Annotated in this window: 28 protein-coding genes; 21 read left to right on the top strand and 7 right to left on the bottom strand. The window is 65.6% G+C overall.

The features are described 5' to 3' along the window. The first annotated feature begins 73 nt into the window (after positions 1–73). The 6 genes from NN5_RS04985 (at position 74) to NN5_RS04960 (ending at position 3,816) form a co-directional block, all read left to right on the top strand. Positions 74–652: a NifU family protein gene (locus tag NN5_RS04985; protein WP_067732916.1), complete on the top strand. Its 579-nt coding sequence runs from the start codon at positions 74–76 to the stop codon at positions 650–652. Positions 653–674: 22 nt separating this feature from the next. Further along, positions 675–1,352: a tRNA (adenosine(37)-N6)-threonylcarbamoyltransferase complex dimerization subunit type 1 TsaB gene (gene tsaB / locus NN5_RS04980; RefSeq protein ID WP_245656240.1), complete on the top strand. Its 678-nt coding sequence runs from the start codon at positions 675–677 to the stop codon at positions 1,350–1,352. Then, entirely contained in the window at positions 1,349–1,807 is a 459-nt protein-coding gene (locus NN5_RS04975; protein ID WP_067732915.1) for a GNAT family N-acetyltransferase, read from the top strand. Before tsaB ends, NN5_RS04975 begins: the two co-directional genes overlap by 4 nt. Positions 1,808–1,970: 163 nt before the next feature. Then, positions 1,971–2,423, top strand: coding sequence for a Ros/MucR family transcriptional regulator (locus tag NN5_RS04970; RefSeq protein ID WP_067732914.1), 453 nt, complete (start codon positions 1,971–1,973; stop codon positions 2,421–2,423). Positions 2,424–2,590: 167 nt separating this feature from the next. Beyond that, positions 2,591–3,037, top strand: coding sequence for a Fur family transcriptional regulator (locus tag NN5_RS04965; protein WP_067732942.1), 447 nt, complete (start codon positions 2,591–2,593; stop codon positions 3,035–3,037). Next, a complete protein-coding gene (locus tag NN5_RS04960; RefSeq protein ID WP_067732913.1) occupies positions 3,034–3,816 on the top strand; it encodes a lysophospholipid acyltransferase family protein in 783 nt (260 codons plus the stop codon). The genes NN5_RS04965 and NN5_RS04960 overlap by 4 nt, the downstream gene beginning before the upstream one ends. Positions 3,817–3,819: 3 nt before the next feature. Here the strand turns inward: NN5_RS04960 and NN5_RS04955 are convergent, their stop codons facing one another. After that, the gene (locus tag NN5_RS04955; protein WP_067732912.1) at positions 3,820–4,482 is read right to left on the bottom strand and encodes a hypothetical protein; all 663 of its coding nucleotides are present in this window, start codon (positions 4,480–4,482) and stop codon (positions 3,820–3,822) included. 334 nt (positions 4,483–4,816) lie between these two features. On the opposite strand from NN5_RS04955, the gene ispH reads away from it, so the two are divergent. The 4 genes from ispH (at position 4,817) to NN5_RS04935 (ending at position 8,453) form a co-directional block, all read left to right on the top strand. Next, complete coding sequence (gene ispH, locus NN5_RS04950; RefSeq protein ID WP_067732911.1) at positions 4,817–5,779, top strand: 4-hydroxy-3-methylbut-2-enyl diphosphate reductase; 963 nt, start codon at positions 4,817–4,819, stop codon at positions 5,777–5,779. A 13-nt stretch (positions 5,780–5,792) separates the two neighbouring features. Continuing rightward, entirely contained in the window at positions 5,793–6,773 is a 981-nt protein-coding gene (thrB, locus tag NN5_RS04945; protein WP_067732910.1) for a homoserine kinase, read from the top strand. Then, a complete protein-coding gene (rnhA, locus tag NN5_RS04940; protein ID WP_067732909.1) occupies positions 6,770–7,204 on the top strand; it encodes a ribonuclease HI in 435 nt (144 codons plus the stop codon). The genes thrB and rnhA overlap by 4 nt, the downstream gene beginning before the upstream one ends. A 142-nt stretch (positions 7,205–7,346) precedes the next feature. Continuing rightward, on the top strand, positions 7,347–8,453 hold the full coding sequence (locus NN5_RS04935) for an FUSC family protein (RefSeq protein WP_245656239.1): 1,107 nt from the start codon (positions 7,347–7,349) through the stop codon (positions 8,451–8,453). Between the two features lie 5 nt (positions 8,454–8,458). On the opposite strand, the gene NN5_RS04930 is transcribed toward NN5_RS04935, so the two are convergent. The 3 genes from NN5_RS04930 to NN5_RS04920 form a co-directional block, all read right to left on the bottom strand. Then, the gene (locus NN5_RS04930; RefSeq protein ID WP_067732908.1) at positions 8,459–8,641 is read right to left on the bottom strand and encodes a YegP family protein; all 183 of its coding nucleotides are present in this window, start codon (positions 8,639–8,641) and stop codon (positions 8,459–8,461) included. Positions 8,642–8,771: 130 nt separating this feature from the next. Next, complete coding sequence (locus tag NN5_RS04925) at positions 8,772–9,863, bottom strand: NAD(P)/FAD-dependent oxidoreductase (RefSeq protein WP_067732907.1); 1,092 nt, start codon at positions 9,861–9,863, stop codon at positions 8,772–8,774. Positions 9,864–9,868: 5 nt separating this feature from the next. Then, entirely contained in the window at positions 9,869–10,843 is a 975-nt protein-coding gene (locus NN5_RS04920; protein ID WP_067732906.1) for an alpha/beta fold hydrolase, read from the bottom strand. 87 nt (positions 10,844–10,930) lie between these two features. Here NN5_RS04920 and NN5_RS04915 point away from each other — a divergent pair, with 87 nt between their 5' ends. The 11 genes from NN5_RS04915 (at position 10,931) to NN5_RS04865 (ending at position 22,209) form a co-directional block, all read left to right on the top strand. Then, positions 10,931–11,641 (top strand): A24 family peptidase, encoded by a 711-nt coding sequence (locus tag NN5_RS04915; protein ID WP_067732905.1) that lies wholly within the window; start codon positions 10,931–10,933, stop codon positions 11,639–11,641. Positions 11,642–11,710: 69 nt separating this feature from the next. Continuing rightward, on the top strand, positions 11,711–12,727 hold the full coding sequence (gene cpaB / locus NN5_RS04910) for a Flp pilus assembly protein CpaB (RefSeq protein WP_067732904.1): 1,017 nt from the start codon (positions 11,711–11,713) through the stop codon (positions 12,725–12,727). 56 nt (positions 12,728–12,783) lie between these two features. Beyond that, positions 12,784–14,352 (top strand): type II and III secretion system protein family protein, encoded by a 1,569-nt coding sequence (locus NN5_RS04905; protein ID WP_084384741.1) that lies wholly within the window; start codon positions 12,784–12,786, stop codon positions 14,350–14,352. Positions 14,353–14,366: 14 nt separating this feature from the next. Beyond that, the gene (locus tag NN5_RS04900; RefSeq protein WP_067732902.1) at positions 14,367–15,041 is read left to right on the top strand and encodes a CpaD family pilus assembly protein; all 675 of its coding nucleotides are present in this window, start codon (positions 14,367–14,369) and stop codon (positions 15,039–15,041) included. A gap of 3 nt (positions 15,042–15,044) precedes the next feature. Continuing rightward, positions 15,045–16,310 carry a pilus assembly protein CpaE gene (locus NN5_RS04895; RefSeq protein WP_067732901.1) on the top strand — a complete coding sequence of 422 codons (1,266 nt, stop codon included), beginning with the start codon at positions 15,045–15,047 and terminating at the stop codon, positions 16,308–16,310. Between the two features lie 66 nt (positions 16,311–16,376). Next, positions 16,377–17,348: a type II secretion system F family protein gene (locus NN5_RS04890; RefSeq protein WP_067732900.1), complete on the top strand. Its 972-nt coding sequence runs from the start codon at positions 16,377–16,379 to the stop codon at positions 17,346–17,348. Positions 17,349–17,368: 20 nt separating this feature from the next. Further along, on the top strand, positions 17,369–18,391 hold the full coding sequence (locus tag NN5_RS04885; protein WP_067732899.1) for a type II secretion system F family protein: 1,023 nt from the start codon (positions 17,369–17,371) through the stop codon (positions 18,389–18,391). Positions 18,392–18,587: 196 nt separating this feature from the next. Further along, entirely contained in the window at positions 18,588–18,944 is a 357-nt protein-coding gene (locus NN5_RS04880; protein ID WP_067732898.1) for a hypothetical protein, read from the top strand. A 161-nt stretch (positions 18,945–19,105) separates the two neighbouring features. After that, complete coding sequence (locus NN5_RS04875; protein WP_067732897.1) at positions 19,106–21,445, top strand: heavy metal translocating P-type ATPase; 2,340 nt, start codon at positions 19,106–19,108, stop codon at positions 21,443–21,445. Beyond that, positions 21,442–21,855 carry a Cu(I)-responsive transcriptional regulator gene (cueR, locus tag NN5_RS04870; protein WP_067732896.1) on the top strand — a complete coding sequence of 138 codons (414 nt, stop codon included), beginning with the start codon at positions 21,442–21,444 and terminating at the stop codon, positions 21,853–21,855. The genes NN5_RS04875 and cueR overlap by 4 nt, the downstream gene beginning before the upstream one ends. Before the next feature lie 21 nt (positions 21,856–21,876). Further along, complete coding sequence (locus NN5_RS04865; protein WP_067732895.1) at positions 21,877–22,209, top strand: SHOCT domain-containing protein; 333 nt, start codon at positions 21,877–21,879, stop codon at positions 22,207–22,209. Positions 22,210–22,221: 12 nt separating this feature from the next. Here the strand turns inward: NN5_RS04865 and mtnP are convergent, their stop codons facing one another. From mtnP to NN5_RS04850, 3 genes are all read right to left on the bottom strand, one after another. Next, a complete protein-coding gene (gene mtnP / locus NN5_RS04860) occupies positions 22,222–23,076 on the bottom strand; it encodes an S-methyl-5'-thioadenosine phosphorylase (protein ID WP_067732940.1) in 855 nt (284 codons plus the stop codon). 25 nt (positions 23,077–23,101) lie between these two features. Further along, entirely contained in the window at positions 23,102–23,659 is a 558-nt protein-coding gene (locus NN5_RS04855; RefSeq protein WP_373280324.1) for a TetR family transcriptional regulator, read from the bottom strand. 99 nt (positions 23,660–23,758) lie between these two features. Continuing rightward, complete coding sequence (locus NN5_RS04850) at positions 23,759–24,544, bottom strand: SDR family oxidoreductase (RefSeq protein ID WP_067732893.1); 786 nt, start codon at positions 24,542–24,544, stop codon at positions 23,759–23,761. Positions 24,545–24,648: the final 104 nt, after the last annotated feature.

Genomic DNA, 24,648 nt, shown 5'->3' with positions numbered 1-24,648 from the left:
GCCAGTGAATAGCACCCATGCGGACCGTCTCTGCACTTGACCGGCGGCCCACTTCACCTAAATCGCCAGTGTCATGTTCATCGAAACCGAAACCACGCCCAATCCCGCGACGCTCAAGTTCCTGCCCGGCCGGCAGGTCATGATGGCAGGCACGCGCGAATTCACCTCGCCGGAAGATGCCTCGGCCTCGCCGCTGGCCGAAGCGCTGTTCGATCTGGGCGACGTGACCGGCGTGTTCTTCGGGCAGAGCTTCGTTTCGGTGACTGCCGCGCCCGGCGCCGAATGGCCCGGCCTCAAGCCGCAGGTCGTCTCGATCCTGCTCGATCATTTCGTCTCGGAAGCCCCGCTCTTCGCGGGCGGCGATGCCAGCGGCATTGCGGTCCCGGCCGACGAGGATGAAGACTTCGGCGACGATCCCGCCGATGCCGATATTGTCGCACAGATCCGCGAACTGATCGAAACCCGCGTGCGCCCGGCCGTGGCCAACGATGGCGGCGACATCGTCTATCGCGGCTTTCGCGAAGGCGTGGTCTATCTGACGATGCAGGGCGCCTGCTCGGGCTGCCCTTCCTCGACCGCCACACTCAAACACGGGATCGAAAGCCTGCTCAAGCACTACGTTCCGGAAGTGACCGAAGTCCGGGCCGCCTGACAAGCGGCAGGCAGATCGGACCGTGACGACACCAGAAAACGCCCCGCTTCCCACCCTGCGCGAGGGCCGCACCCTCGTGATCGATTCCGCCACCGACGCCTGTTCGGTCGCGCTGTTCGAGAACGGCGCGATGGCCGCCGGGGAATTCCGGATGCTGGGGCGCGGCCATGCCGAAGCACTGGTGCCGATGATCGCCGCGCTGCCCGGACGCGGAAAGGCAGACCACATCGTCGTTTCGCTGGGCCCGGGCAGCTTCACCGGCGTGAGGGTCGGCCTCGCCGCTGCCCGCGCCCTCGCGCTCGCCTGGGGCGCGGATATTGCCGGCTATGCCAGCCTGGCCCTGGTCGCCGCGATCGCCCGCGAGACCCATGGCGCCGTTCCCGCCGGCGTCGCCATGACCGGCGGCCACGGCGAATGGTTCGTGCAGGGCTTCGATGCGGCAGGCAATCCGTCACGCCCGCTGGCCTCCCTGCGCCCGGACGCAGCCGCTGCTGCCACGCCCGAAGAGATTGTCGCGGGCAACCAGTCCGAAGCGCTCGTGGCCGCGCGCGGGCATGGCAAGGCGGCCCCCGCCTGGCCCGACGCCCGCGCTTTCCACCGGCTGCCCCCCGGCGCCCTGATTACCGATGTCCGCCCGCTCTACGGGCGCGCGCCGGACGCCCGGCTGCCGGGAGGTATCGTTCCGGCGAGCGCGGCATGACCGACGACATCGACCGGATCATGGCTGTCATGGCCGCTGCCTTCGATCCGGAATTCCGCGAAGCCTGGAACCGGCGCCAAGTGGAAGACGCCATGCACTTTGGAAATTGCCACTATGCCCTCACGGCAGACGGCAGTCAGCCGCCCGCCGAAGACGAACCGGCTGCGGGTTTCTTTCTGTCGCGCACCGGCTTCGAAGAAGAAGAACTGCTATTACTTGGCGTTCTGCCGGCATTTCGCAAACGGGGTCTTGGCCGATATCTTCTTGAACAACTGCGAGAAGGCGCCTCGGAACGCGGAGCGAAACGGTTGTTACTTGAAATGCGCCGGGGCAATCCGGCCGAGTCGCTCTATAGAAGCTTCGGTTTCTATCCGATCGGTGAACGCCGCGACTATTACCGTACTCAAAGCGGTGCACGAATCGACGCCATTACGTTCGCCTGCGACATTGGTTGAACCGAAACCGGTGAATACAGACAAAATTAATCATGCAGTTCGAAGATTTATGTGAAAACTTCCAATTGAACTTGCGTTACAGAACGAAATGGGCCAATGGCCATCTTCTCAGACCCGTACAGGCCTGAAATCCCTCCTATGGTCGCACATAAGGAAAAATAACGTGGAAGATATTCAGACTGATATGAACGAAACGCTGATCACCCTCGCTTCTGACATTGTCGCTGCGCATGTGAGCAACAACAGCGTTTCCGTCGAAGACCTGCCCTCGCTGATCACCAATGTCTACGGCGCTCTTGCCGGTCTTGGTGGTCCGGTCGTGGTCGAAGAAGAAAAGCCGGAACCGGCCGTATCGGTTCGCGCTTCGGTGAAGCCCGATTACATCGTGTGCCTTGAAGACGGCAAGAAGCTCAAGATGCTCAAGCGCCACCTCATGACGCACTACAACATGACCCCGGAAGAATATCGCGCGCGCTGGAACCTGCCCGCCGACTATCCGATGGTCGCCCCCAACTATGCCGAAAAGCGCCGCGAACTGGCCAAGAAGATCGGCCTGGGCCGCAAGCCCAACGCGCGCCGTGGCCGCAAGCCCAAGGCTGCCGCCGCCGTCGCCTGACAACAGGCACAACAGGATCCGGCCTGAACGCGGCTTTCCGCCGCTGCGGGCTTTTTCCTGTGCAAACCATTGCGCGCTGCCGATGGCAGCGGCGCCATGGTAGTTGAGATTGCAGGCGCACCGGCCTAACATGACCGGTGCGCCGCATTCATTTTACAGGTTATCCCGTGCATCAGCCCATCGACATAGAAGCCCTCTGCGCCGAACGTGGCCTTCGCATCACCGAACAGCGCCGCGTGATTGCAAGAGTCCTGTCCGACAGCACCGACCATCCGGATGTCGAAAAGCTGCATGAACGCGCCACCGCCATCGATCCCGGCATTTCGATCGCAACGGTCTACCGCACTGTCCGCCTGTTCGAAGAGGCGGGCATTCTCGACCGTCATGATTTCGGCGATGGCCGCGCCCGCTATGAAGCGGCGCCCGAGGCGCACCACGACCACATGATCGATGTCGAAACCGGAACCGTCATCGAATTCGTCGACCCCGAACTGGAAGCCCTGCAGCGCCAGATCGCGGAACGGCTGGGCTTTCGCCTTGTCGACCACCGCATGGAACTGTTCGGCGTGAAGATCGAGCGCGAGGACGGCGAAAGCTCCAGTACCCGCAAGTGAACGGGGCGACGCCTCCCCTGGCAAGCGCCCGGGGCCGGATCGTCGCTCCCTGGGCCTGGCCGCTCGTGGCCTTGCGGTTGGCAGCGATGCTCGCTGCCCTGACCGTCTGCGTACCGCTCTATTATCTTCTAAGCCCGTTCACCACGCGCAACCCGGTGCCGCGCTGGTTCCTGCGCGCCCTTGCCGCGATCGCCGGTGTCCGCCTGCACACACGCGGCCGTCACCCGGCGCAGCGCACGTTCTTCATCGCCAATCATGTGAGCTGGCTGGACATCCCGGCCATGGCCGGGGCCACCGGCACGGCTTTCGTGGCGCATGACGGCCTTGCCGCGATCGGCCCCTTGCGCTGGCTATGCAAACTCAACGACACCGTCTTCATTGCCCGTCACGATCGCCGCAGCGTGGCCGCGCAGATCGAACAGGTCCGCGCCGCCCTGCGCGAAACGGGTGCCCTGACCGTCTTTCCCGAAGGCACGACATCGGATGGCACCGGTCTGCTGCCGTTCAAATCCTCGCTGCTGTCCGCGCTCGATACCGAAGCGGACCACATTCCGGTCCAGCCGGTCTGGCTCGACTATGGCAAGGCAACCCGCGAGATCGCCTGGGTGGGGGCCGAACCCGGGCTGGACAACGCCTTGCGCATTCTGGCGCGCTGGCGGCCGGTCGATCTGACGATCACCTTCCTGCCGCCGCTCAGCCAAAGCGAACGCGCGAACCGCAAGGCGATGGCCCATACCGCCCGCCACGCCATCGCCTCGGCCATGGCCGAGGTTCGCTGAGCGTCAGCGGGTAGCGTTATAGGCGAGCTGCGCCTCGTCGAGCTGGAAGCCGACCAGCACTTCGAACGAAGAGCGCGCCACCGCGGCCTTCACCTGCGGATCGGACAGCGGATCGACCGCAGCGTCGGCATCGCCAGCCTTGCGCTTGCGGGTAATCCGCTCACGAATGTCGTCAGGCAGAGTCGCCGCCGCCCGGTCGATATAGACGTTGCCGGAACCGGCCGCCTGCGCCCGCGCCTCGCCATTGGCGAAGTTCAGCGTGACACTGCCGACGCGCTTGCTGATCACGGCGGAACCGCCCTGCAGCACCGTCACGAAATAGGGCAGCGTGACCTGCCGCGCGCCGCTGGTATCGTTGCGGCGGGCCAGAATCTGGAACGAGACCTGCGCGAAGACCTTGTCGCCCGCGTCCTGGTTGCACTGGGTCCGCACGTCGGTCATCGCCGCAACCACGTCGATGTTCGCGGCGGTCTTGTCGCCGGGGGCGCGGAACAGCGTGACGTCGCCAGTGTAGTCCGGAATGCCCACCGCCGGGCACTTGCTGCGGATGGCGGTGATGCCGACGCCGGAATCAACCACGATCTCACCCTTCTTGGCACAGCCACTCAGCGCGGTCATCGCGGCAGCGGAACAGAGAACAGTGGCAGTCAGGCGGCGTGCATTCATTATCACTTCCTCAGAATGGCGTGCGCTTGCCCTAGCGGCGCAAGCGGCAAAGCGCTAGGGCCCAAACGCAACCATGGCACGTGCGAGGTTTGAAGCAAAACGGCTCAGCGCAAGAAGGAGAGGCGCAGGAATATGTCGATATTTCCAGCCGATCCGACGCCGCGATGGGCCGTTTTGATCAAATCCCTTCAGGACGCCAAAATGGCTTCCATCTCGAACCGAAACGCCCTTGAAAAGGCAACCAGCCTTTCCAGCGGGCATTTCGATCCGATATGTTAGCCATTTTGACGCCTCGAACGTGACATGATTGCGTTTGGGCCCTAGAGGCGCGTTCATGAACGCGCCCTTTCCGTCTTCGGCGAAACAGCCCCTTCGTGTCATTATTGCCGCGCCCCGCGGGTTTTGCGCGGGTGTCGACCGCGCGATCGAGATCGTCGAGCGCGCGATCACGATCTACGGACCGCCGGTCTATGTGCGCCACGAGATCGTGCACAACAAGTTCGTGGTCGATTCCCTCAAGGCCAAGGGCGCCGTCTTCGTCGAGGAACTCGATCAGGTTCCCGACGGCGTTCCGGTGATCTTCAGCGCGCATGGCGTGCCCAAATCGGTGCCGGCGGAGGCGACCTCGCGCGGGCTCGAATGGCTGGACGCCACCTGCCCGCTGGTCAGCAAGGTCCACCGCCAGGCGGAGCGCCAGATCGAGGCGGGCCGGCACATCCTGTTCATCGGCCATGCCGGGCACCCCGAAGTGATCGGCACCTTCGGCCAGGTTCCCGGCGGCACGATGACGCTGATCGAGACGCTGGAAGATGTTGCCGCCCTTCCCTTCGCCCCCGATACCGAACTCGCCTATCTCTCGCAGACGACGCTTTCGGTCGACGATACGGCCGCGATCATCAAAGCCATCGAGGCGCGCTATCCGCAGGTCATCGCGCCCAAGGCCGACGATATCTGCTACGCCACCTCCAACCGTCAGGCCGCGGTCAAGCAGATCGCCCCCGAATGCCAGCTGGTGTTCGTGATCGGTGCGCCCAACAGCTCGAACTCGCTGCGCCTCGTCGAAGTGGCCCAGCGCGCGGGCGCCTGCGCCGAGCTCATCCAGCGCGCCACCGACATCGATCCGGCCTGGCTGAACGGCGTGGAAACCGTCGGCATCACCGCAGGCGCATCGGCCCCGGAGCAACTGGTCAACGAAGTCGTCGACCGGCTCAAGGACCTTCGCGACGTCGCGGCCGAGGAAGTGGTGACAGCCACCGAACGCATGACATTCAAGCTGCCCCGCCAGCTCATCGACTGAGGAGCGCGAAGATATGGCAGTCTATACCCGGCTCGGCGCGGAAGAGATGGACGCGATCATCGCGGCATTCGACGTGGGCACGCTCGTTTCCGCCAAGGGCATTGCCGAAGGCGTGTCCAACAGCAACTGGCTGATCGAGACACAGGACGCGCAGGGGACCGCACGGCGCTTCATCCTGACGATGTACGAGAGCCGGACCGACATTTCGGACCTGCCCTTCTTCCTCGACCTGCTCGACCATCTCGCTGCCGAGGGCTGCCCGGTGCCGCGCACGATCCACGACCGCGACGGGGCCAGCCACCGCTTCCACGAAGGCAAGGCGCTGGCGCTGATCGAGTTCCTGCCTGGCGTCTCGGTCTCCGATCCCACGCCCGGCCAGGCCCGCGCGGTCGGCGCGGCGCTGGCGCAAGTCCACCTTGCCGCGGCCGGTTTCGGCAGCGCGCGCGTCAATTCGATGGGCCTGGAAGCGTGGCAGCAATTGCTCGGCGATTGCGGGCATGAGGGGCTGGCCTCGATCCATCCGGAACTGGCCGGCATCGTCGAACGCGAACTGGCCGTGCTCAAGGCCGGATGGCCCGACGGTCTGCCGCACGGCGTGATCCATGCCGACCTGTTCCCGGACAATGTGCTGATGCTGGGCGACAAGGTCACGGGACTGATCGACTTCTACTTCGCCTGCACCGACATCACCGCCTACGACGTGGCCGTCACCCATGCGGCGTGGTGCTTCAGCGCGGACGGCACGCGGTTTCTCCCCGCCCTCTCCGCCGCGCTTCTGGATGGGTACGAAAGCGTGCGCCCCCTCTTGCCGGAGGAACGCGCCGCCCTGCCGCTGCTGGGACGCGGCGCGGCCATGCGTTTTCTGGCCACCCGCGCCTATGACTGGCTGAACACGCCCGCCGACGCGCTGGTCACGCCCAAGGATCCGATGGCTTTCGCACGCCGGCTGGAATTCTATGCCGATCCGGGCAATGCGGGAGTCTTTGCGGCATGAAGCGGATCGACATCTTCACCGACGGTGCCTGCAAGGGCAATCCCGGTCCCGGCGGCTGGGGCGTACTGCTGCGCATGGGCCCGCACGAAAAGGAAATGTCGGGCGGCGATCCGGAAACCACCAACAACCGCATGGAAATGACTGCCGTCATCAAGGCGCTCAATGCCCTGACCGAGCCCTGCGACGTCACGCTGCATACCGACAGCCGCTATGTGATCGACGGGATTACCAAGTGGGTCCACGGCTGGAAGAAGAAAGGCTGGGTCAACGCCAGCAAGCAGCCGGTGCGCAATGCCGACTTGTGGCACGACCTGATCGAAGCGTCTGCGCGGCACAAGATTCACTGGGAATGGGTGCGCGGCCATGCCGGGCACGTGGAAAACGAGCGGGTCGACAAACTCGCAAGCGATGCCGCACTGGCCGCGAACTGACGCTACTGCCCGCGGTGGCACCACGCCCCATACCGCAACTGCGAACAAAATGCTGCACTTGCGAAGTTATTGACGGGCATTGCCGTCTTTGCAATCGCATTGTCTCTTCAAACAACCGCAGACCGTCACCATAGGCGCTGCCATGATCGAAGCGGCAAGGAACAGGATAGCACAGGAACTGCGCGCGCTGGCGACGCCGGGGCCGCGCATGGCCGATCAGGCCGCCTGCGTCATCTCGGTCCTGCTGGCGATCGTGCTGGCACAGATGGCGGGCGCGCGCATGGTGTCCTGGGCCGCGGTCTCCGCTCTCGTCCTGCTCAAGAGCGATACGCTCGAAACCCTCATGCGCGGCGTCATGCGCCTGATCGGCACGGCGATAGGTGCGGGCCTGGCCCTGCTGGTCGTCCCTCTCGCCGTACAATCCCTGCCGCTCGCAAGCCTCAGCGCGGCAGTGGTGGGCGCCCTCGGCCTTTACGGTATGCTGACCGGACGCCGCGCCTATGCCTGGCTGCTGTTCGGGCTGACATTCGAGATCGTCCTGTTCGACAAGCTCGCCTACCCGCACCTCGACACGCTGGACCTGGCCTGGACCCGGCTGATCGAGGTCGGCGCGGGCACCGTGGCCTGCGTCGCGGTCAGCCTTGGGGCAGCGCTGCTTTCAGGCAGCGGCTGGATGCTCCACCGCAAGCCCCGCCCGGACCGTATGCGCTGGAACCCGCAGGCCGCCCGGCACGCGGCGCAGGCAGGCCTTGCCCTCGCCCTGCTGCCGCCGATCTATGCCGCCACGCACCTGCCCGAACTTTCCGGCACGGCGATAACGATTCTGGCAGTCATGATCGTGCCCGTCGCAGGGCTGGGCCAGAGCGGCCTCGTGCCGGTCAGCCGCAGGCTGCTGCACCGCACGATCGGCTGCATTACCGGCGGCCTGCTGGCCGTGGCCGTACTCCTGCTGGCCAACGGCAACCCGGCCATTATCGTTGCCGGCACTTGTTTGGGACTGATTATCGGCCGCCATCTCGAAACCGGCGGCAGTGCGACCGCCTATATCGGCCTGCAATTCTCGATTGCCCTGCTGATGGCCCTCGTGCCGGACAGCTACCGGCAGATGGACCCCGGCCTTGCGGTCGACCGGCTGATCGGCATTCTTCTGGGCATGGCGCTGCTGGAGCCGGTGCTGCTCGCCTGGCACTTCATCGCCGCGCGCCTGCCGCGACGCGGCGGGCACGACGAGCCCACCGCGACGGCATAAGCGGGTTACTCGACCGTCTTGTCGACCACTTCGGCTTCGGGGCCGTTCTTCTTGATCGAATCGATGGCGTTCTGCGCGGAGGCCTTGCTCGAATAGCCTTCGGTCCAGAACATCGTTTCGGCGTTGTAGCAGAAGTAGGCGACGAACTCGCCGGCCTTGTTTTTGCGAATTTCGAAACGGTGCGCCATTTTGAGTCTCCTTTGAATGGTCGGTGCGAACTGAGCAATTCGCGCCCGCCAATGCAACCGCGATAACCGCGTTGCGAGGCAGTCTCAGAAATAGGTGGCTCAGAAATAGGTACGCTCGGAAATGGCCAGCTCAGGAAAAGCGTGCGGGAGAATAGATCGCGGGATCGATCACGCCGCCCACCTCGCCCAGCAGCACGCGTGCGCCCAGTTCGGCTGCGGCGGGCGCGGTCTGGATGCCGAAACCGCCCTGCCCGGCGAACCAGAAGAACGCGGGATCTTCCGGCGCGAAACCATAGACCGGCAACCGGTCGGGCGCGAAGGAACGCAGCCCGGCCCAGCGGTGTTCCAGCCGGTCGATGCGCCAGTCGACCACCTGCTCGAACCGGTCGATGGCCACGGCCACGTCCAGTTCCTCCGGCGCCGCGTCGCAGGGCGGGCTCGGTGTCTCGTCATGCGGGCTCAGCCACAGCCTTCCGTTTTCGGGCTTGAAATAGAAGGTCTCGGAAATGTCGAGCACCAGCGGCAGGTCATCCGTGGCGGCCGGCGTGACCGCAAGCTGCGCCATGGTGCGCCGATAAGGGGTAATGCCCAGCGCCCGCACGCCCGCCATCCGTGCCACCGGATCGGCCCATGCCCCTGCGGCGTTCACCAGGACACCGGCAGCTACCCGCCGCCCGTCCGTGAGGGACAGGGACCAGCCCTCGCCGGTGCGTTCCGCGGCAGCGAGACCTGCACGGCACCACATGTCCGCACCCGCCTTGCGGGCCTGCGCGAGGTAGTGCTGGTGCAATCCGGCAACGTCGATATCGCAGCAGGTCGGTTCGAACGCAGCGCAGATCCATTCCGGCCGCACGCCTGCCACGCGGCTTTCGATCTCGGCGCGGTCGAACCATTCGACCTCCAGCCCGATCGCGCTGTATTCCTCGATAAACGCCGCGACTTGTGCCTCTTCGCCCTCCCGCCCGAGCGTCAGTGCGCGGCGCGGGGCCAGAAACCCCAGTTCGTGCAGCACCGGGCCAGATGCGGTCGTCAGCGGCTGTACGCCGGATCCGCCATAGCTTTCGGACCAGAAGGCGGCGGAACGGCCGGTGGTATGATAGCCGGGCCGCTCCTCGGCCTCGATCACCAGCACGCGGGCGCGTGCACCGATGGCCGCAGCCAGCGAGGCTCCGGCCATACCCGCGCCGACAATGACGATATCGTACTTAGGGGCAGAATCCATCGCGATCAGCCCCTAGCCGGAACGGTCCGGTCAAGGAACTCCCGTATTGCATCCATCGCCTTGTCGCGCACGGGATCGGCCTCGCGCAGGATCTCGTGACGGCATTCCTTGCCGAAGGCAACCAGTTCGCCTTTCGGCAGACGCCGCGCCGCGCTGCGGATCGCGCGCCAGGACACCAGCGTATCGGCGCGCGTTCCCAGCAGCAGCACCGGCACCCGCACCGCTTCGAGCATACCCGGCCGTTCGAGCAACCGGATCGATGCCAGCGCGCGTTCGATCCAGCCCCAGCTTGCCGCGCCCATCTCGATCGCGGGGTGCTGCTGGCGCCACCACAGCTCGTCCTCATAGCGCGACAAGTCGTGCGTCAGCAGCATACTGCGGGCATGGGCCACGAGTTCGGGCTTTTCATTGCCTTTCCATGCCGGCCGCCGCCGGTCGCCCAGCGCCGCCATGCCCCTTGCCGTCAGGTGCAGGAACCGGCTCGGCAGCCAGGCGGGGTGAAGGCCCAGCATCGGCGCCGAAAGGACCACGGCATCGGGGCGCATCCGCCCCTCCGCGACGGCACGCAGCACGATGTGCCCGCCCATCGAATGACCGATAGCCACGCGCGGCCCCGTCGTGCGTGCGGACCAATCGGCCCAGAGCGCGGCGTAGTCCGCCACCCAGGTGCCAAAATCGTCGATATGGCCGGTCAGGGCATCGCTGCCGAGCCGCCCGCTATAAGCCTGCCCGCGCCAGTCGGCAGAGGTAATCTGCCATCCCTCGCCATGCCACTGGTCGAACGACTCCAGCCATTTCTCGTAAGCATCGCCGCGCCCGGGCATGAACAGCATGGCCCCGCGCCGCGTGCCGGCCGCCGCCGGCCAGTCCAGCCGCCGCACACCCCAGCCATCCGGCATACGCCAAGTGCTCTCCCGCACTTCGGCCGGGATCGCCCTGCGCGCTGCGGACAGCGGTCGGCTGAAAACGGGAGATGTCACTTGGCTAATTCCGTGTTCAGCCCACTGGTTACTTTTTAGTAAGTGATACCCGTTAGATCACAATCCCGACTGAGGGGACACGATCACATGTCGGGCGGTATTTTCTCGTACGCACTGCTGGCGGCGTTGGCAACTGCCCTGCTCGTTGCCGCCTTTACCGACTTCAGACGGCGCGAAATCGATAACTGGCTCAATGCCGCAATCGTGCTGGCAGCCCCGCTATGGTGGCTGGCCATGGGTTTCGGCTGGATGGACATCGGCTTCCAGATCGGTCTTGCGGGCGTGACTTTCGTGTTTGCCTGCATTCTCTTCGTCACCGGCCAGATGGGCGGCGGCGACGTCAAGCTGCTGACCGCGCTGGCCTTGTGGTTCACGCCGCTCAGCTTCGTGCAACTGATCGTGCTGATGGCCGTGCTCGGCGGCGGGGCTTCGATGGCCATGGCCGCCTTCAACATGAAACGTGTCCCCGGCGAAATGCTACGCGACGGGCTGGCGGCGCTGGTGGCGCTCGCCTGGGTCTGGGGCGCCTGCGCCATCGTCTATTCGTTGGCGACTCACCATCCGCTGATCGACGAGGGCACTGTGACCGCGATCGCGGCCCTGCTGCCGAACGCACGGCTCTTGGCCGCCGCCGCTCTGGCCATGGTCCTGATCTTCGCTTTCGGGTTCTTCCATATCGTGAAGCGCCAGAAATCGCGGCTTCCCGTTCCCTATGGCATCGCGATCGCCGCGGCCGGCCTGTGGGTCCTGGGCGAACAGACACTCTCGGCTGCCCGATTGGCCGCGCAATCGGGATGAACTCGATTTTAACCAATTTGCCCGATGGTTCACGCTCCATCGAGGGATTCTCAGGGGGCTTACCAAGCCATGGATAAGAAGAAGCTGGTGCTGCTGGTCGTGGCGCTGCTGGTGGCAGCAGGCACTGCATTTGCAGCCCGTTCGCTGTTTTCGGGTGCTTCCGCACCACAGGCAGAGGCCGTAGCCGCGCAGCCCAAGGGCCCCAAGGTCCTCGTCGCGCAGCGTGCGCTTCCAGTCGGCACGATCATCACCGCCGATGCCGTGTCCTTCCAGGACTGGCCGGAAGAGCTCGTCAAGGACGCCTACTTCATCGATGGCGAAGCCGACATGACCAAACTGCTCGGCACGGTCGTGCGCTATCCGATCACGGCCGGCCAGCCGCTGACCCAGGGCGGGCTTGTCTCGCCGGGTGACCGCGGCTTCCTCGCCGCCGCGCTCGGGCCGGGCATGCGCGCCGTCACCATCCCCGTTTCAGCCAAGACCGGCGTCGGCGGCTTCGTCTTCCCGGGCGACCACGTCGACTTGGTGCTGACGCAGTCCATCAGCGGCGAAGGCGAACCGCTGCGCACGGCCGAAACCGTCCTGCGCAACCTGCGGGTTCTCGCAACCGACCAGACCACCGACAATGACGTTGTCGATGGCAAGACAGTGGTCCGCGCCTTCAGCACCGTGACGCTCGAAGTCACCCCGCGCATCGCCGAAAAGGTGGCTGTCGCACAGGACATCGGCACGATCAGCCTCTCGCTCCGTTCCATCGCCGACAATCAGGCCGATTTCGAACGCGCGCTCGCCAGCGGCGAAGTCAAGGTCCCCGAAGGCGCGACCAAGGAGCAGGAAGAGCAGATCATGCGCCAGGCCCTGTCGAAGCCGATCGAAGGCAACACGACTTACGTGACCGGCGGCGACGTTTCGCGCTTCCAGCGCTCCAGCCGCCCTGCACAAGGCGGTGGACAAGGCACGCACGGGATGGGCTCTTCCGCGCCCATGGCCGTTGCCGTGGCTGGCGGCCAGCCGGTGCGCACCGGCCCCGTGGTCCGCGTGACCCGCGGCAAGGAAACCACCGAAGAACTCGTGGAGGGCAAGTGATGGCCCGCGCCAAGCCTCTCTCCGCCACCCGTTTCAACGCCTTTGAGGGCACTTCCATGAAACCGCGCCTTATCAAGTCCGTACTGGCCACTGCCTGCGCGCTTTCGCCGCTCGCAGCGACAGTTTCGGCTCCGGTCACTGCCCAGTCTGTGGTCCGCCCGGCCCAGAGCATCGATCTTTCGATCGGCAATGGCCAACTGGTCAATGTGCCCGGTGCGATGACCGACGTTTTCGTCGCCAACGACCAGATCGCCGACGTTCAGGTCAAGTCCCGCAGCCAGTTCTACGTCTTCGGCAAGGCTGGCGGCACCACCACGGTCTATGCCAGCGACGGCTCGGGCAAGGTTGTCTGGTCCGGCACGATCCGGGTCGGCTCCAACATCGACAGCGTCGATTCCATGCTGCGCCTGGCCATGCCGGAAGCCAAGATCGGCGTTTCGACGATGGGCACCAACACCTTCCTGCTGACCGGCACGGTCAAGACGCCGGAAGACGTCTCGGAAGCCGAGCGCCTCGTGCAGGCCTATGTCGGCGAAAAGGCGAACGTGATCAGCCGCCTGCGCATGGCGACGCCGCTGCAGGTGAACCTGCAGGTCCGCATTGCCGAAGTCAGCCGTTCGCTGGTCAAGACGCTGGGCGTCAACCTGACGACGTCGGATTCGACCAGTGGCTTCAAATTCGGCATCGGCCAGGGATCGCCAATCGCGTCTGGTGGAGTCTTCACTCCAGGAGGCACTCTGGGTGTCGGCAATCTCCCCACAACGTCGGTGATCGATCCCACGACTGGCCAGGTTATTCGAACGATCCAGGGCACCGGCGTAGCCCAGACCAGCACGGGCACCACGCTCGGCATGGCCGGCAAGCTGCTCGGCCTCGACATTCTCGGCGCGCTCGACGCGGGCGAGACGGTCGGCCTCGTGTCCACGCTGGCCCAGCCCAACCTGACCACGCTGTCCGGCGAAACCGCCGACTTCCTGGCGGGCGGCGAATACCCGATTCCGATCAGCCAGGGCCTCGGCTCGACCTCGGTCGAATACAAGAAATACGGCGTCAGCCTCTCCTACACGCCGACAGTGCTGGCGAACGGGCGCATCTCGATGCGCGTGCGCCCCGAGGTTTCGGAACTCTCGAGCGAGGGTTCGGTCAATCTCAACGGCTATGAAGTGCCGGCCCTGACCGTGCGCCGCACCGAGACCACGGTCGAGCTCGGCTCGGGCCAGAGCTTCATGATCGCCGGCCTGCTGAGCAACAACACGTCCAACACGATCCAGAAGATGCCCGGTGCCGGCGACCTGCCGATCCTGGGCTCGCTGTTCCGTTCGACCGGCTACAAGCGCGGCGAGACGGAGCTGGTGATCGTCGTGACGCCCTACCTCGTCAAGCCGGTCGATGCCTCGCAGATCGCCCTGCCGACCGACGGCTTCAATTCGCCCAATGAGTTGCAGCGCCTGCTGGGCAACATGGAAAACGACGGCGTCACCGGCGGCAAGCGCCCCGGCCCGACGCAGGCCCCGACTTCCACCGACGGTCCCGGCATCGGCGCCGCCGACCTGCCCCTCAAGGGCAAGAAGAGCAAGCGCACCGCCTCCGACGACAGCGCCCAGCCCGGCTTCAGCCTGAAGTGAGAAAGGTGAACACCATGCGTTCTTTCCAACCGGCTTTCACCCGTCGCTCCGGCGTCACGCGCCTCGGCAGCACTGCGCTCGCACTCTCGCTGGGCCTTGCCCTTGCCGGATGCGGCGGCATTCCGACCAACCGCTCAATGTACCCGGTGCATCAGCCCGTGGTCGAAAAGGTCAACTACACGCTCGATCTCACCACCGGCAGTTCGGGCCTTGCCTATGGCGAACAGAGCCGCCTTGCCGGCTGGTTCGACGCCATGGACCTGAAATACGGTGACAAAGTCTATGTCGATGATCCCGCCGGCAATACGGCGGCACACAGCGCCATCGAAGCCGTGGCCTCGCGCTACGGCATCCTGCTCGGCGACGGCGCGCCCGCGACGGCCGGATACGTGACACCCGGCACGGCGCGGGTGGTGATCGTGCGCAGCAAGGCCTCGGTGCCCGGCTGCCCCGACTGGTCGTCCAAGAACGACTTCAATCCGAACAACGGCCTGTCCAGCAACTTCGGCTGCGCCACCAACAGCAACCTCGCGGCGATGGTCGCCAATCCCGAGGACCTGCTGCACGGCGCCGAAAGCACCGGGGTCACGGTTTCGATGAGTTCCAACAAGGCCATCGACGCCTATCGCGAGGCCAAGCCTACCGGCAATGGCAACACCGTCACCAAAACCAACAGCAAGAGCAACTGAGCCATGAACGCACCGTGGAAATCCGGCAGCCCCAACGGGCGCGACCAGTTCGCCGCCTACCTCTGCGACGAGGCCTCGCTCGACGTTCTGCGACCGGTGGCGATGGAAATGGGCTGGCAGCCCGAGAAGTGCAACAAGGGCGGGCTGCGCAATGCCGTGCAGTCGCTCTCGATCACGGCATCGCCCAACATCCTGCTCGTTGACCTGTCGGAAAGCGGAGACCCGCTCAACGACATCAACGCGCTGGCCGAAGTCTGCGAGCCGGGCACGATCGTGGTCGCCGTGGGCCAGGTCAACGACGTGCGCCTCTATCGCGACCTGATCGCCAGTGGCATCCACGACTACCTGCTCAAGCCGCTCTCGCCGGGCCAGCTCCGCGACGCGCTGGCGCAGGCCCAGGCGGTGTTCTCGACGCCCAAGCATGTTGATGCAGGCGCCGGCAAGGAACACATCACCACGGCCGTGATCGGCACCCGCGGCGGCGCCGGTGCCTCGACCATTGCCACGTCGCTGGCCTGGCTGTTCAGCGCCGACAACAAGATGCCGACGGCGCTGCTCGATCTCGACATTCACTTCGGCACCGGCGCGCTTTGCCTCGATCTCGAGCCCGGGCGCGGCCTTACCGATGCGATCGAGAACCCAAGCCGCATCGACGGACTGTTCATCGAACGTGCGATGATCCGCGCCAACGACAATCTCGCGATCCTCTCGGCCGAAGCGCCGATCAGTTCGCCGCTGATGACCGACGGCTCCGCTTTCCTGCAACTGGAGGAAGAGTTCCGGCAGGCTTTCGAAATGTCGGTGATCGATCTGCCGCGCAACATGCTGATCAATTTCCCGCAGCTCGTCGCCGGCGCGAACGTGGTGGTGCTGGTGGCCGAAATGACCCTGGCTTCGGCGCGCGACACGATCCGCCTGCTATCCTGGCTCAAGGCGAACGCCGCGCATGCGCGGGTGATCGTGGTGGCCAACAAGGTGCAGGCCAATCTCGCCGAAATCAGCAAGGCCGATTTCGAAGCCTCGATCGAAAGCAAGATCCAGCTTTCGATCCCCTATGACATCAAGGGGGCCTCGATGGCGGCCAAGCTGGGCCAGACCTTTGCCGACAGCAACCGTTCGAGCAAGGCGGGCGGCGCGATCCGCGAGCTCGCCGCCATGATCGCCGACCGGAACGTCGACGAAGGGGCATCGGCCAAGAAATCGCTGCTGAGCAAGCTGGATATCAAGTCGATGATTCCCAAGGCGAAGAAGGCGGAAGCAGCGCAATAACGGTCGGCACCGGGGACACCCCGGTGCAAGACCGCCTCGCAAGGACGGAAAAGGCATAACAGGCACATGAACATTCTTCCGGCGATTCTGGTGGCGGTGGGCCTGACGACTGTCCTGGCACTCGCCTGGGTGGCCCTTGCCGGTCCGTCTCCCGAGAAGGAATCGAACCGCCGCCTGCGCGCCGTCCGCTTCCGGCATTCGAACAATGCCGTCGACCGCGTCGAGGCGCAGATGCGCAAAGCCGTCGCCGCGCGCAAGCCCAGGATGCACAAGGTCGCCGGGTCCAGCTCGCGTATCGATGCCCTGGCATTGCGCCTGCACCGTACCGGCCAGGCCTGGACGGTATCGCAGTATCTCTACGCTTCGCTGGGTCTTGGCCTTGTCGTGGCCGCGATCGTGTTTCTCAAGTCCGGCGCGCTGTTCCTGTCGCTGGCGGTGGGCCTGTTCGCCGGTGCGGGCATTCCCCATATGGTCGTGGGGCATACCATCAAGAAGCGCGCCAACAAGTTCACCGTGAAGTTCGCCGATGCCATCGAACTGCTGGTGCGCGGCCTGCGCTCGGGCTTGCCAGTCACCGAGACACTGGCCGTCGTCGCACAGGAAGTGCCCGGCCCGGTCGGCGAGGAATTCAAGCTCATCACCGATCGCATCAAGGTCGGCAAGACCATGGAGGACGCCCTCCAGGAAACCGCCGACCGTCTGGCGATGCCCGAATTCAACTTCTTCTGCATCACCCTGGCCATCCAGCGCGAAACCGGCGGCAACCTGGCCGAAACGCTGGCGAACCTGGCCGACGTGCTGCGCAAGCGCGCGCAGATGAAACTCAAGATCCGTGCGATGAGCTCGGAATCGAAGGCTTCCGCCTACATCGTGGGCGCCCTGCCCTTTATCGTATTCGCCATGATCTGGTGGATCAGCCCGCAGTACATCGGCCAGTTCTTCGTCGATGAGCGCCTGATCGTCGCCGGTCTGGGCGGTCTGGTCTGGATGGGTATCGGCGCCTTCATCATGGCCAAGATGGTCAGCTTCGAAATCTGATCGGGGGAACGTCAGGAACCATGCTCGAACAATCCACCGGTCCGACTCTCCTCGGCTTCAACGTCTTCTTTGTGGCCACCATTCTGGCCCTGATCGCGGCTGGCGCGGTCATCACCGCGATCTATGCCGCGGTGACGGTCACCGACCCGATGGCCAAGCGCGTCAAGGCGCTCAACCAGCGCCGCGAAGCGCTCAAGGCCGGCATCACCACGACTGCGCGCAAGCGCCAGAGCGTGGTTCGCCGCAACGACACGACCGACAAGATCGGCGACTTCCTCGGCAAATTCAAAATGCTGCAGGACAGTCAGGTCAAGACGATCGAGCAGAAGCTCGCGCAGGCCGGCATCCGCAACAAGGAATGGGCCGTCGCGGTGGTCTTCGCGCGCCTCGTCCTGCCGATCGCGCTGGGCGCTATCGCCGCGGTCGTGATCTACTGGATCGACTATTTCCCGGACTGGAGCAGCTTCAAGAAGTTCATGGGCTTCGCGCTCATGGTCGGCGCCGGATACAAGGGCCCGGACATCTACATCCAGAACATGGTGGACAAGCGCACCGACGCGATCCGCAAGGGCCTGCCCGACGCGCTCGACCTGCTGGTGATCTGCGCCGAAGCGGGTCTGACCGTCGACGCCGCCTTCGAGCGCGTCGCGCGCGAACTGGGCCGCGCCTATCCCGAACTGGGCGACGAATTCTCGCTCACCTCGATCGAGCTGTCGTTCCTCACCGAACGGCGCCAGGCGTTCGAAAACCTCGCCTGGCGCGTCAATCTCGACGCGGTCAAAGGCGTCGTCACCACCATGGTCCAGACCGAACGCTACGGCACCCCGCTCGCTTCGGCACTGCGCGTGCTCTCCGCCGAATTCCGCAACGAGCGCATGATGCGCGCTGAGGAAAAGGCCGCCCGCCTGCCCGCGATCATGACCGTGCCGCTGATCCTGTTCATCCTGCCGGTGCTGTTCATCGCCATCCTCGGTCCGGCCGCCTGTTCGATCGCCGACGCCTTCTCCGGCGGCGACCCGCATCCGCCGCCGTCGCACCACTGATCGAGACCGGACGTGCTATTCTTTCGGCCCCGCCCCAGACACCGGGCGCGGGGCCGAATGCCATTTGCCGCGCGACGAACCGATGCCCCTGAGCGTTCACCGGAAACGCTCGTCAGCTTCCTGTCAGCCCCACCCGCCACAACGCCTGTCACAGGGATAGATAGACTGTCGGGGGCGACGACAGAGGAGTTTGAAAATGATGTTCAAGATTTCGTCGCAAACGGGCTACTTCGGCGGTGCACTGCTCGCACTGGCGCTGGCCGCAAGCCCTGCTCTGGCCGGCCCCGGTGGCGGAATGGGCGGCGGCATGGGTGGCTCCATGGGCAGCATGGGCGGATCCATGATGATGGGCTCCTCGTCCGGCATGGGTTCGATGGACCGCTACCGTACGCAGGACCGCGTGCGTGACCGGGACCAGGCGCGGGAAATGAAGCAGGAACGCGAGCGCATCCGCACCCAGTCGCAGGTCCGGGATCAGGCCCAGTATCAGACACAGTACCAGACCCGGACGCAGGACATGGGCGCGAGCGCAACGGCGACCCGCGGCAACTGACGGAACCCTCAGGGTCGCAACCTTCGCCCCTCCCCGGCCCTGCCGCGGGAGGGGTTTGCTTGTGAGCACATCGGCACGCCGGCTCCTCCCCCTTTACCGGCCTTGACTCTGACATGATGTCAGGGTCCATATAGCATAGCGTCAAGTCCTGGAGACTCCCGATGACGCAGTGCCATCACCGCCACCATGCCCCCGCGCTTCATGCCGGTGAAGCCGCGCGTGATCCGGTTTGCGGCATGACCGTCGATCCTGCGACGGCCAAACACCACGCGGAACATGGCGGGCAGGACTATGTCTTCTGCAGCGCCGGGTGCCGGGCAAAATTCGAAGCCGATCCCGAGCGGTATCTCCATCCGCAAGCCGAACCCGAACAGGCGGCACAGCCCGGTGCCGTCTGGACCTGCCCCATGCATCCGGAAATTCGTCAGGATCATCCCGGCGCCTGCCCGATCTGCGGCATGGCGCTGGAGCCGGAAACGGTTTCGCTCGACACTGGCCCGAGCGAGGAACTGGCCGACATGAGCCGCCGCTTCCGGATCGCGCTGGTGCTGGCATTGCCGGTGTTCCTGCTGGAAATGGGCGGACATTTCCTTCCCGCCGTGCATCATCTCGTGCCCGGTCGGACATCCGTGTGGATCCAGCTCGTCCTCGCCACCCCGGTCGTGCTCTGGGCCGGCGCGCCGTTCTTCGCGCGCGGCTGGGCATCGCTGAAATCGCGCAATCTCAACATGTTCACGCTGATCGCCATGGGCACCGGCGTGGCCTGGGCCTACAGCATGATGGCCGCACTGGCACCCGGCCTGTTCCCGCCATCCTTTCGCGGCGCCGACGGGACCGTTTCTGTCTATTTCGAGGCCGCCGCGGTCATCACCGTTCTCGTCCTGCTCGGGCAGGTCCTCGAACTGCGGGCCCGCGAGCGGACATCGGGCGCGATCAAGGCGCTGCTCGAACTCGCCCCCAAGACCGCGCGCCGTATCAGTGCAGACGGGCGCGAGGCCGAAGTCCCGCTGGAAGAGGTCAGGACCGGAGACCGCCTGCGCATCAGGCCGGGCGAGAAAGTCCCTGTCGACGCCGTGGTCGAGGACGGCCGTTCCGCACTCGATGAAGCGATGATCACCGGCGAGGCCATGCCGGTGGCCAAGGCGGCGGGCGATACTGTGATCGGCGGCACGATCAACCAGACCGGCGCGCTCATCGTGCGCGCCGAGAAGATCGGCCGCGACACGATGCTGTCCCGCATCGTCCAGATGGTGGCCGAAGCCCAGCGCTCGCGCGCACCGATCCAGGGGCTGGCCGACCGCGTGGCGGGCTGGTTCGTGCCTGCGGTGCTGCTGGTTTCGGTGATCGCCTTTGCCGCATGGTCGCTCTGGGGGCCGGAGCCGCGCTTCGCCCATGCCCTGATCGCTGCCGTTTCCGTGCTCATCATCGCCTGCCCCTGCGCGCTCGGGCTGGCCACGCCGATGTCGATCATGGTCGGCGTCGGCCGCGGCGCCGGGCTCGGCGTGCTGATCCGCAATGCCGATGCGCTGGAACGGCTTGAGAAAGTGGACACGCTCGTCGTCGACAAGACCGGCACGCTCACCGAGGGCAAGCCGCGCGTGACGCGGATCGTGACCGCCGGGGGCTGGAGCGAAGACGAGCTGCTGCGCCTTGCCGCGGCGGTCGAGCGCGCTTCGGAACACGCCCTCGCCGCGGCCATTGTCGCCGAAGCCGGAAACCGGAAACTCGCCTTGCCCCCGGTCGGCGATTTCGACTCGCCCACCGGCAAAGGCGCGCTGGGAACCGTGGAAGGCGCGGCGGTGGTGCTCGGCAGCGACCGGTTCCTGGGCGAACGGGGGATCGACACCGCCCCGCTGCACAGCGAGGCCCATGCCCTGCGGGAGCAAGGGGCCACGGCGATCTATGCCGGTATCGGCGGGGAGGCGGCCGGGATCATCGCCATTGCCGATCCGGTCAAGCCCACGACGCCCGAAGCGCTGGCCGCGCTGCGGGAGGACGGCATCCGCGTCGTCATGCTGACGGGCGACAACCGCACTACCGCAGAGGCCGTTGCCCGGCAGCTCGGGATCCGCGAAGTGGAAGCAGAAGTCCTGCCCGACCAGAAAAGCGCCGTCGTCGCCCGCCTCAAGGCCGAAGGCCGCACTGTCGCCATGGCCGGGGACGGCGTGAACGACGCCCCGGCGCTGGCCGCCGCCGATGTCGGGATCGCCATGGGCTCGGGCACCGACGTAGCCATCGAAAGCGCCGGGGTCACTCTGCTCAAGGGCGACCTGACCGGCATCGTCCGCGCCCGCCGCCTGAGCCAGGCGACCATGCGCAATATCCGGCAGAACCTGTTCTTCGCCTTCGCCTACAACTCGGCCGGCGTGCCGATCGCTGCCGGACTGCTCTATCCGCTGTTCGGCCTCCTGCTCTCGCCGGTCATCGCGGCGGCGGCCATGTCGCTGTCCTCGGTGAGCGTGGTCAGTAATGCCTTGCGGCTCAACCGGGTATCGCTGTGAACATCGGCCTCGCCTCGGCAAAGAGCGGCGTCTCGCAGCGCATGATCCGCCACTACGAGCGGATCGGACTGGTGCCGCCGCCCGCACGGCGCGACAGCGGCTACCGCGACTACAACGAGCGCGATGTGCATCGTCTGCGCTTCATCGCCAACGCCCGCGACCTCGGCTTTTCCGTGGCGGAGATTGCCACGCTCATCGGGCTGTGGGACGATCGCAAGCGGGCCAGCGCGGAAGTGAAGCACATGGCGCTCGATCACATCGACGCCCTCGACGCGAAAATCGCCAAGCTGCAAGCCATGCGCGCAACGCTGCACGACCTTGCGGAGCGCTGCCACGGCGACGAACGCCCCGACTGCCCGATCCTGAGCGAACTTGCCGGGACCTCGCTTCCCGAGAGCCCCCAATCCTGACGCAGATGAAGGAGAACACCCATGGCGACGTCACTCTTTCCGCTCATTCCCCTAGGGTTCCGCCAAGTGCAGACCGGCTATGGCTGGCACATGAGTGGTGGGCCCGGCACCATGATGGGCTACGGTTATGGCTGGGGCGGCTGGGGCATTGTCCACGCCGTCTTCTGGCTGGTAACGGTCCTGGCGATCATCGTGATTGCCCTGACGCTGGTCAGGCGCCTCGGCAGCGACGATGCCGACGGCAAAGACACGCCGCCGCCCACCGCGCTGGAGATTCTGGACGAACGCTATGCCCGCGGCGAGATAGACCGCGAGGACTATCTCCAGCGCAAGAAAGACATCAGCGGGGCCTGACCTTCAGAACCCTCAGTCCCGCTCGCCGAACACCCGGCACGCCACTGCGTCCAGCCGCGCGATCACAGCCGGATCGCGTGCCTCCGGGGCGGTGATGAAGGCATGTTCCAGCGCCATGTCGATGGGGCTCGGCGCGCGCACTTGCGGCAGGGCCGCGGCAAGCGCCGCCACAGTCGCGCGGGCCGTGCGGGCATTGGCGTGGAGCACGGCCAGCACGTCGGTCACTTCGACGCCCGCTTCCTCCTCGCGCCAGCAATCATAATCCGTGACCATGGCCAGGATCGCATAAGGCAGTTCGGCCTCGCGGGCGAGGCGTGCCTCGGGCATCGCCGTCATGCCGATCACGTCGGCGCCCCAGGCCTGATACATGCGGCTTTCGGCGCGTGTGGAGAACTGCGGCCCTTCGATCGCGACATAGCAGCCGCCGCTATGCACTTCGCCTCCGGCCCGGCGCGCCGATGCGCCCAGCATGTCCGAAAGCCGGGCACAGACCGGATCGGCCAGGCTGACATGGGCGACAAGACCGGGACCGAAGAAGCTGTTGGCCCGCGCCGTGGTGCGGTCGATGAACTGGTCCACCATGACGAACTGCCCCGGCGCCATGTCCTCCCGCAGCGATCCCACGGCCGAAAGCGAGATGACGTCGGTCACGCCGCAGCGCTTGAGCACGTCGATATTGGCGCGGTAGTTCACTTGCGCGGGCGGGATGCGGTGCCCTGCCCCGTGCCGCGCCAGGAAGGTGAAGCGCACGCCGCCCAGGCGCCCGGTCACGACTGGCCCCGAAGGCTCCCCGAACGGGCTGGAGACCGCAATCTCCTGCGCGTCCTCCAGATCGATGCCGGCGGCCAGACCGGAACCACCGATCACCCCAATGTGCCAGAAGCTGCTTTTCTCAGCGCGCAAGGATACCTGCCATGATGATGTCTATGGTGTGTACGCGATAGCGGTCGCGCAGCTCTTCGGTAAGAGTGTCCTGATCGAAGCAGTGCTTGAGCACCAGCCGCGTCGAGAAAAAGCGGTCCACTGCGCCCGTGACCGTGAAATAGAACAATTGCGGATCGATCTCGCGGAACACGCCCGCCCTCACGCCATCACCGATGAGCTGTTCATAGGCGCGGTAGATCGGCGAGAGATAGCAATCGGCGATCCGGCGTGCCTCGGCATCATCGCTTTCGCGGATCACCCGCATGGTCAGGCGGTTGAGATAGGGCACTTCATAGAAGGTATCGACCACCTTCCACAAATGCCGCCGCAGCTTGGTCTCGGGCGACCAGCCGTCCTTGGCGATCAGAGCGTCGACACTGGTGACGATCGTCTGCCAGTCACGGTCGAGCAGGGCCTTCAGGAGCCCGGCCTTGTTGCCGAAGTAGTATTTGACCAGCGCCGAATTGAGGCCCGAACGCAGGCTGAGTTCCGACAGCGAGATATCGATCACGTCGCCTTCGCGCATGATCGCGCTGGCCGTATCGAGCAGCAGGCCCCGCGCGCCTACAGGCGCCGTCAGGCCCGATGCCGCATCTGGTGTGCCTCTTCCCAGCACGGCGCGGCCCTACTTCGGACCCATGCGGATCGCACCGTCGAGGCGGACCGACTCACCGTTGAGATAATCGTGCTCGATCATGAACAGTGCCAGCTTCGCATATTCCTCGGCTTTCCCCAGACGCTTGGGGAACGGCACCATCGCCGCCAGCGCATCCTGCACCGGCTGCGGCATACCCGCCATCATCGGCGTCTCGAAAATACCGGGCAGAATGGTGTTCACGCGAATACCGTCGTTCATCAGATCGCGCGCGACCGGCAGGGTCATCGCCAGCACGCCGCCTTTCGAGGCGCCATAGGCGGCCTGGCCGATCTGCCCGTCCTGCGCGGCAACCGATGCCGTGTTGACGATCGCCCCGCGCGAGCCCTGCCCGTCCACCGGATCGAGCGTGACCATGCCCGCCGCCGACTTGCTGATGCACCGGAAAGTGCCGACGAGATTGATGGCGATGGCCTTTTCGAACAGCGCCATGTCGTGGGCGCGCGGCTCCCCGGTCTCGCGGTTCCGGCCCACGGTCTTGGCGGCCGGCGCAATGCCCGCGCAGTTCACCAGCACGCGTTCCTGCCCATGCGCCGCGCGCGCCCTGGCGAAACCGGCATCGACGCTGGCATCGTCGGTCACATTGACTTCGCAGAACACGCCGCCGATTTCCCGGGCAACCGCCTCGCCCGCTTCGGCATTGAGATCGAAGATGGCAACCTTGACACCCTGCGCCGCAAGCGCCCGCGCTGTGGCAGCACCAAGCCCCGAAGCGCCGCCGGTGACAACGGCCGCGATGCTGCCGTCAAGTTTCATCCTTCGCATTCCTTTCCTGGGCATGCCGCGACTTCGACGAAAGCGCGAAGCCAGGGCTGCACCCTGCATGATTTAAGCGCACGGTTAAGAGCCCGGACGGCGAC

It is taken from the genome of Novosphingobium naphthalenivorans NBRC 102051, from assembly GCF_001590985.1.
GTDB classification, from domain to species: Bacteria; Pseudomonadota; Alphaproteobacteria; order Sphingomonadales; family Sphingomonadaceae; genus Novosphingobium; species Novosphingobium naphthalenivorans.
The sequence above is the reverse complement of the archived record's forward strand: the minus strand, read 5'-3'. Positions and strand labels throughout refer to the sequence as shown.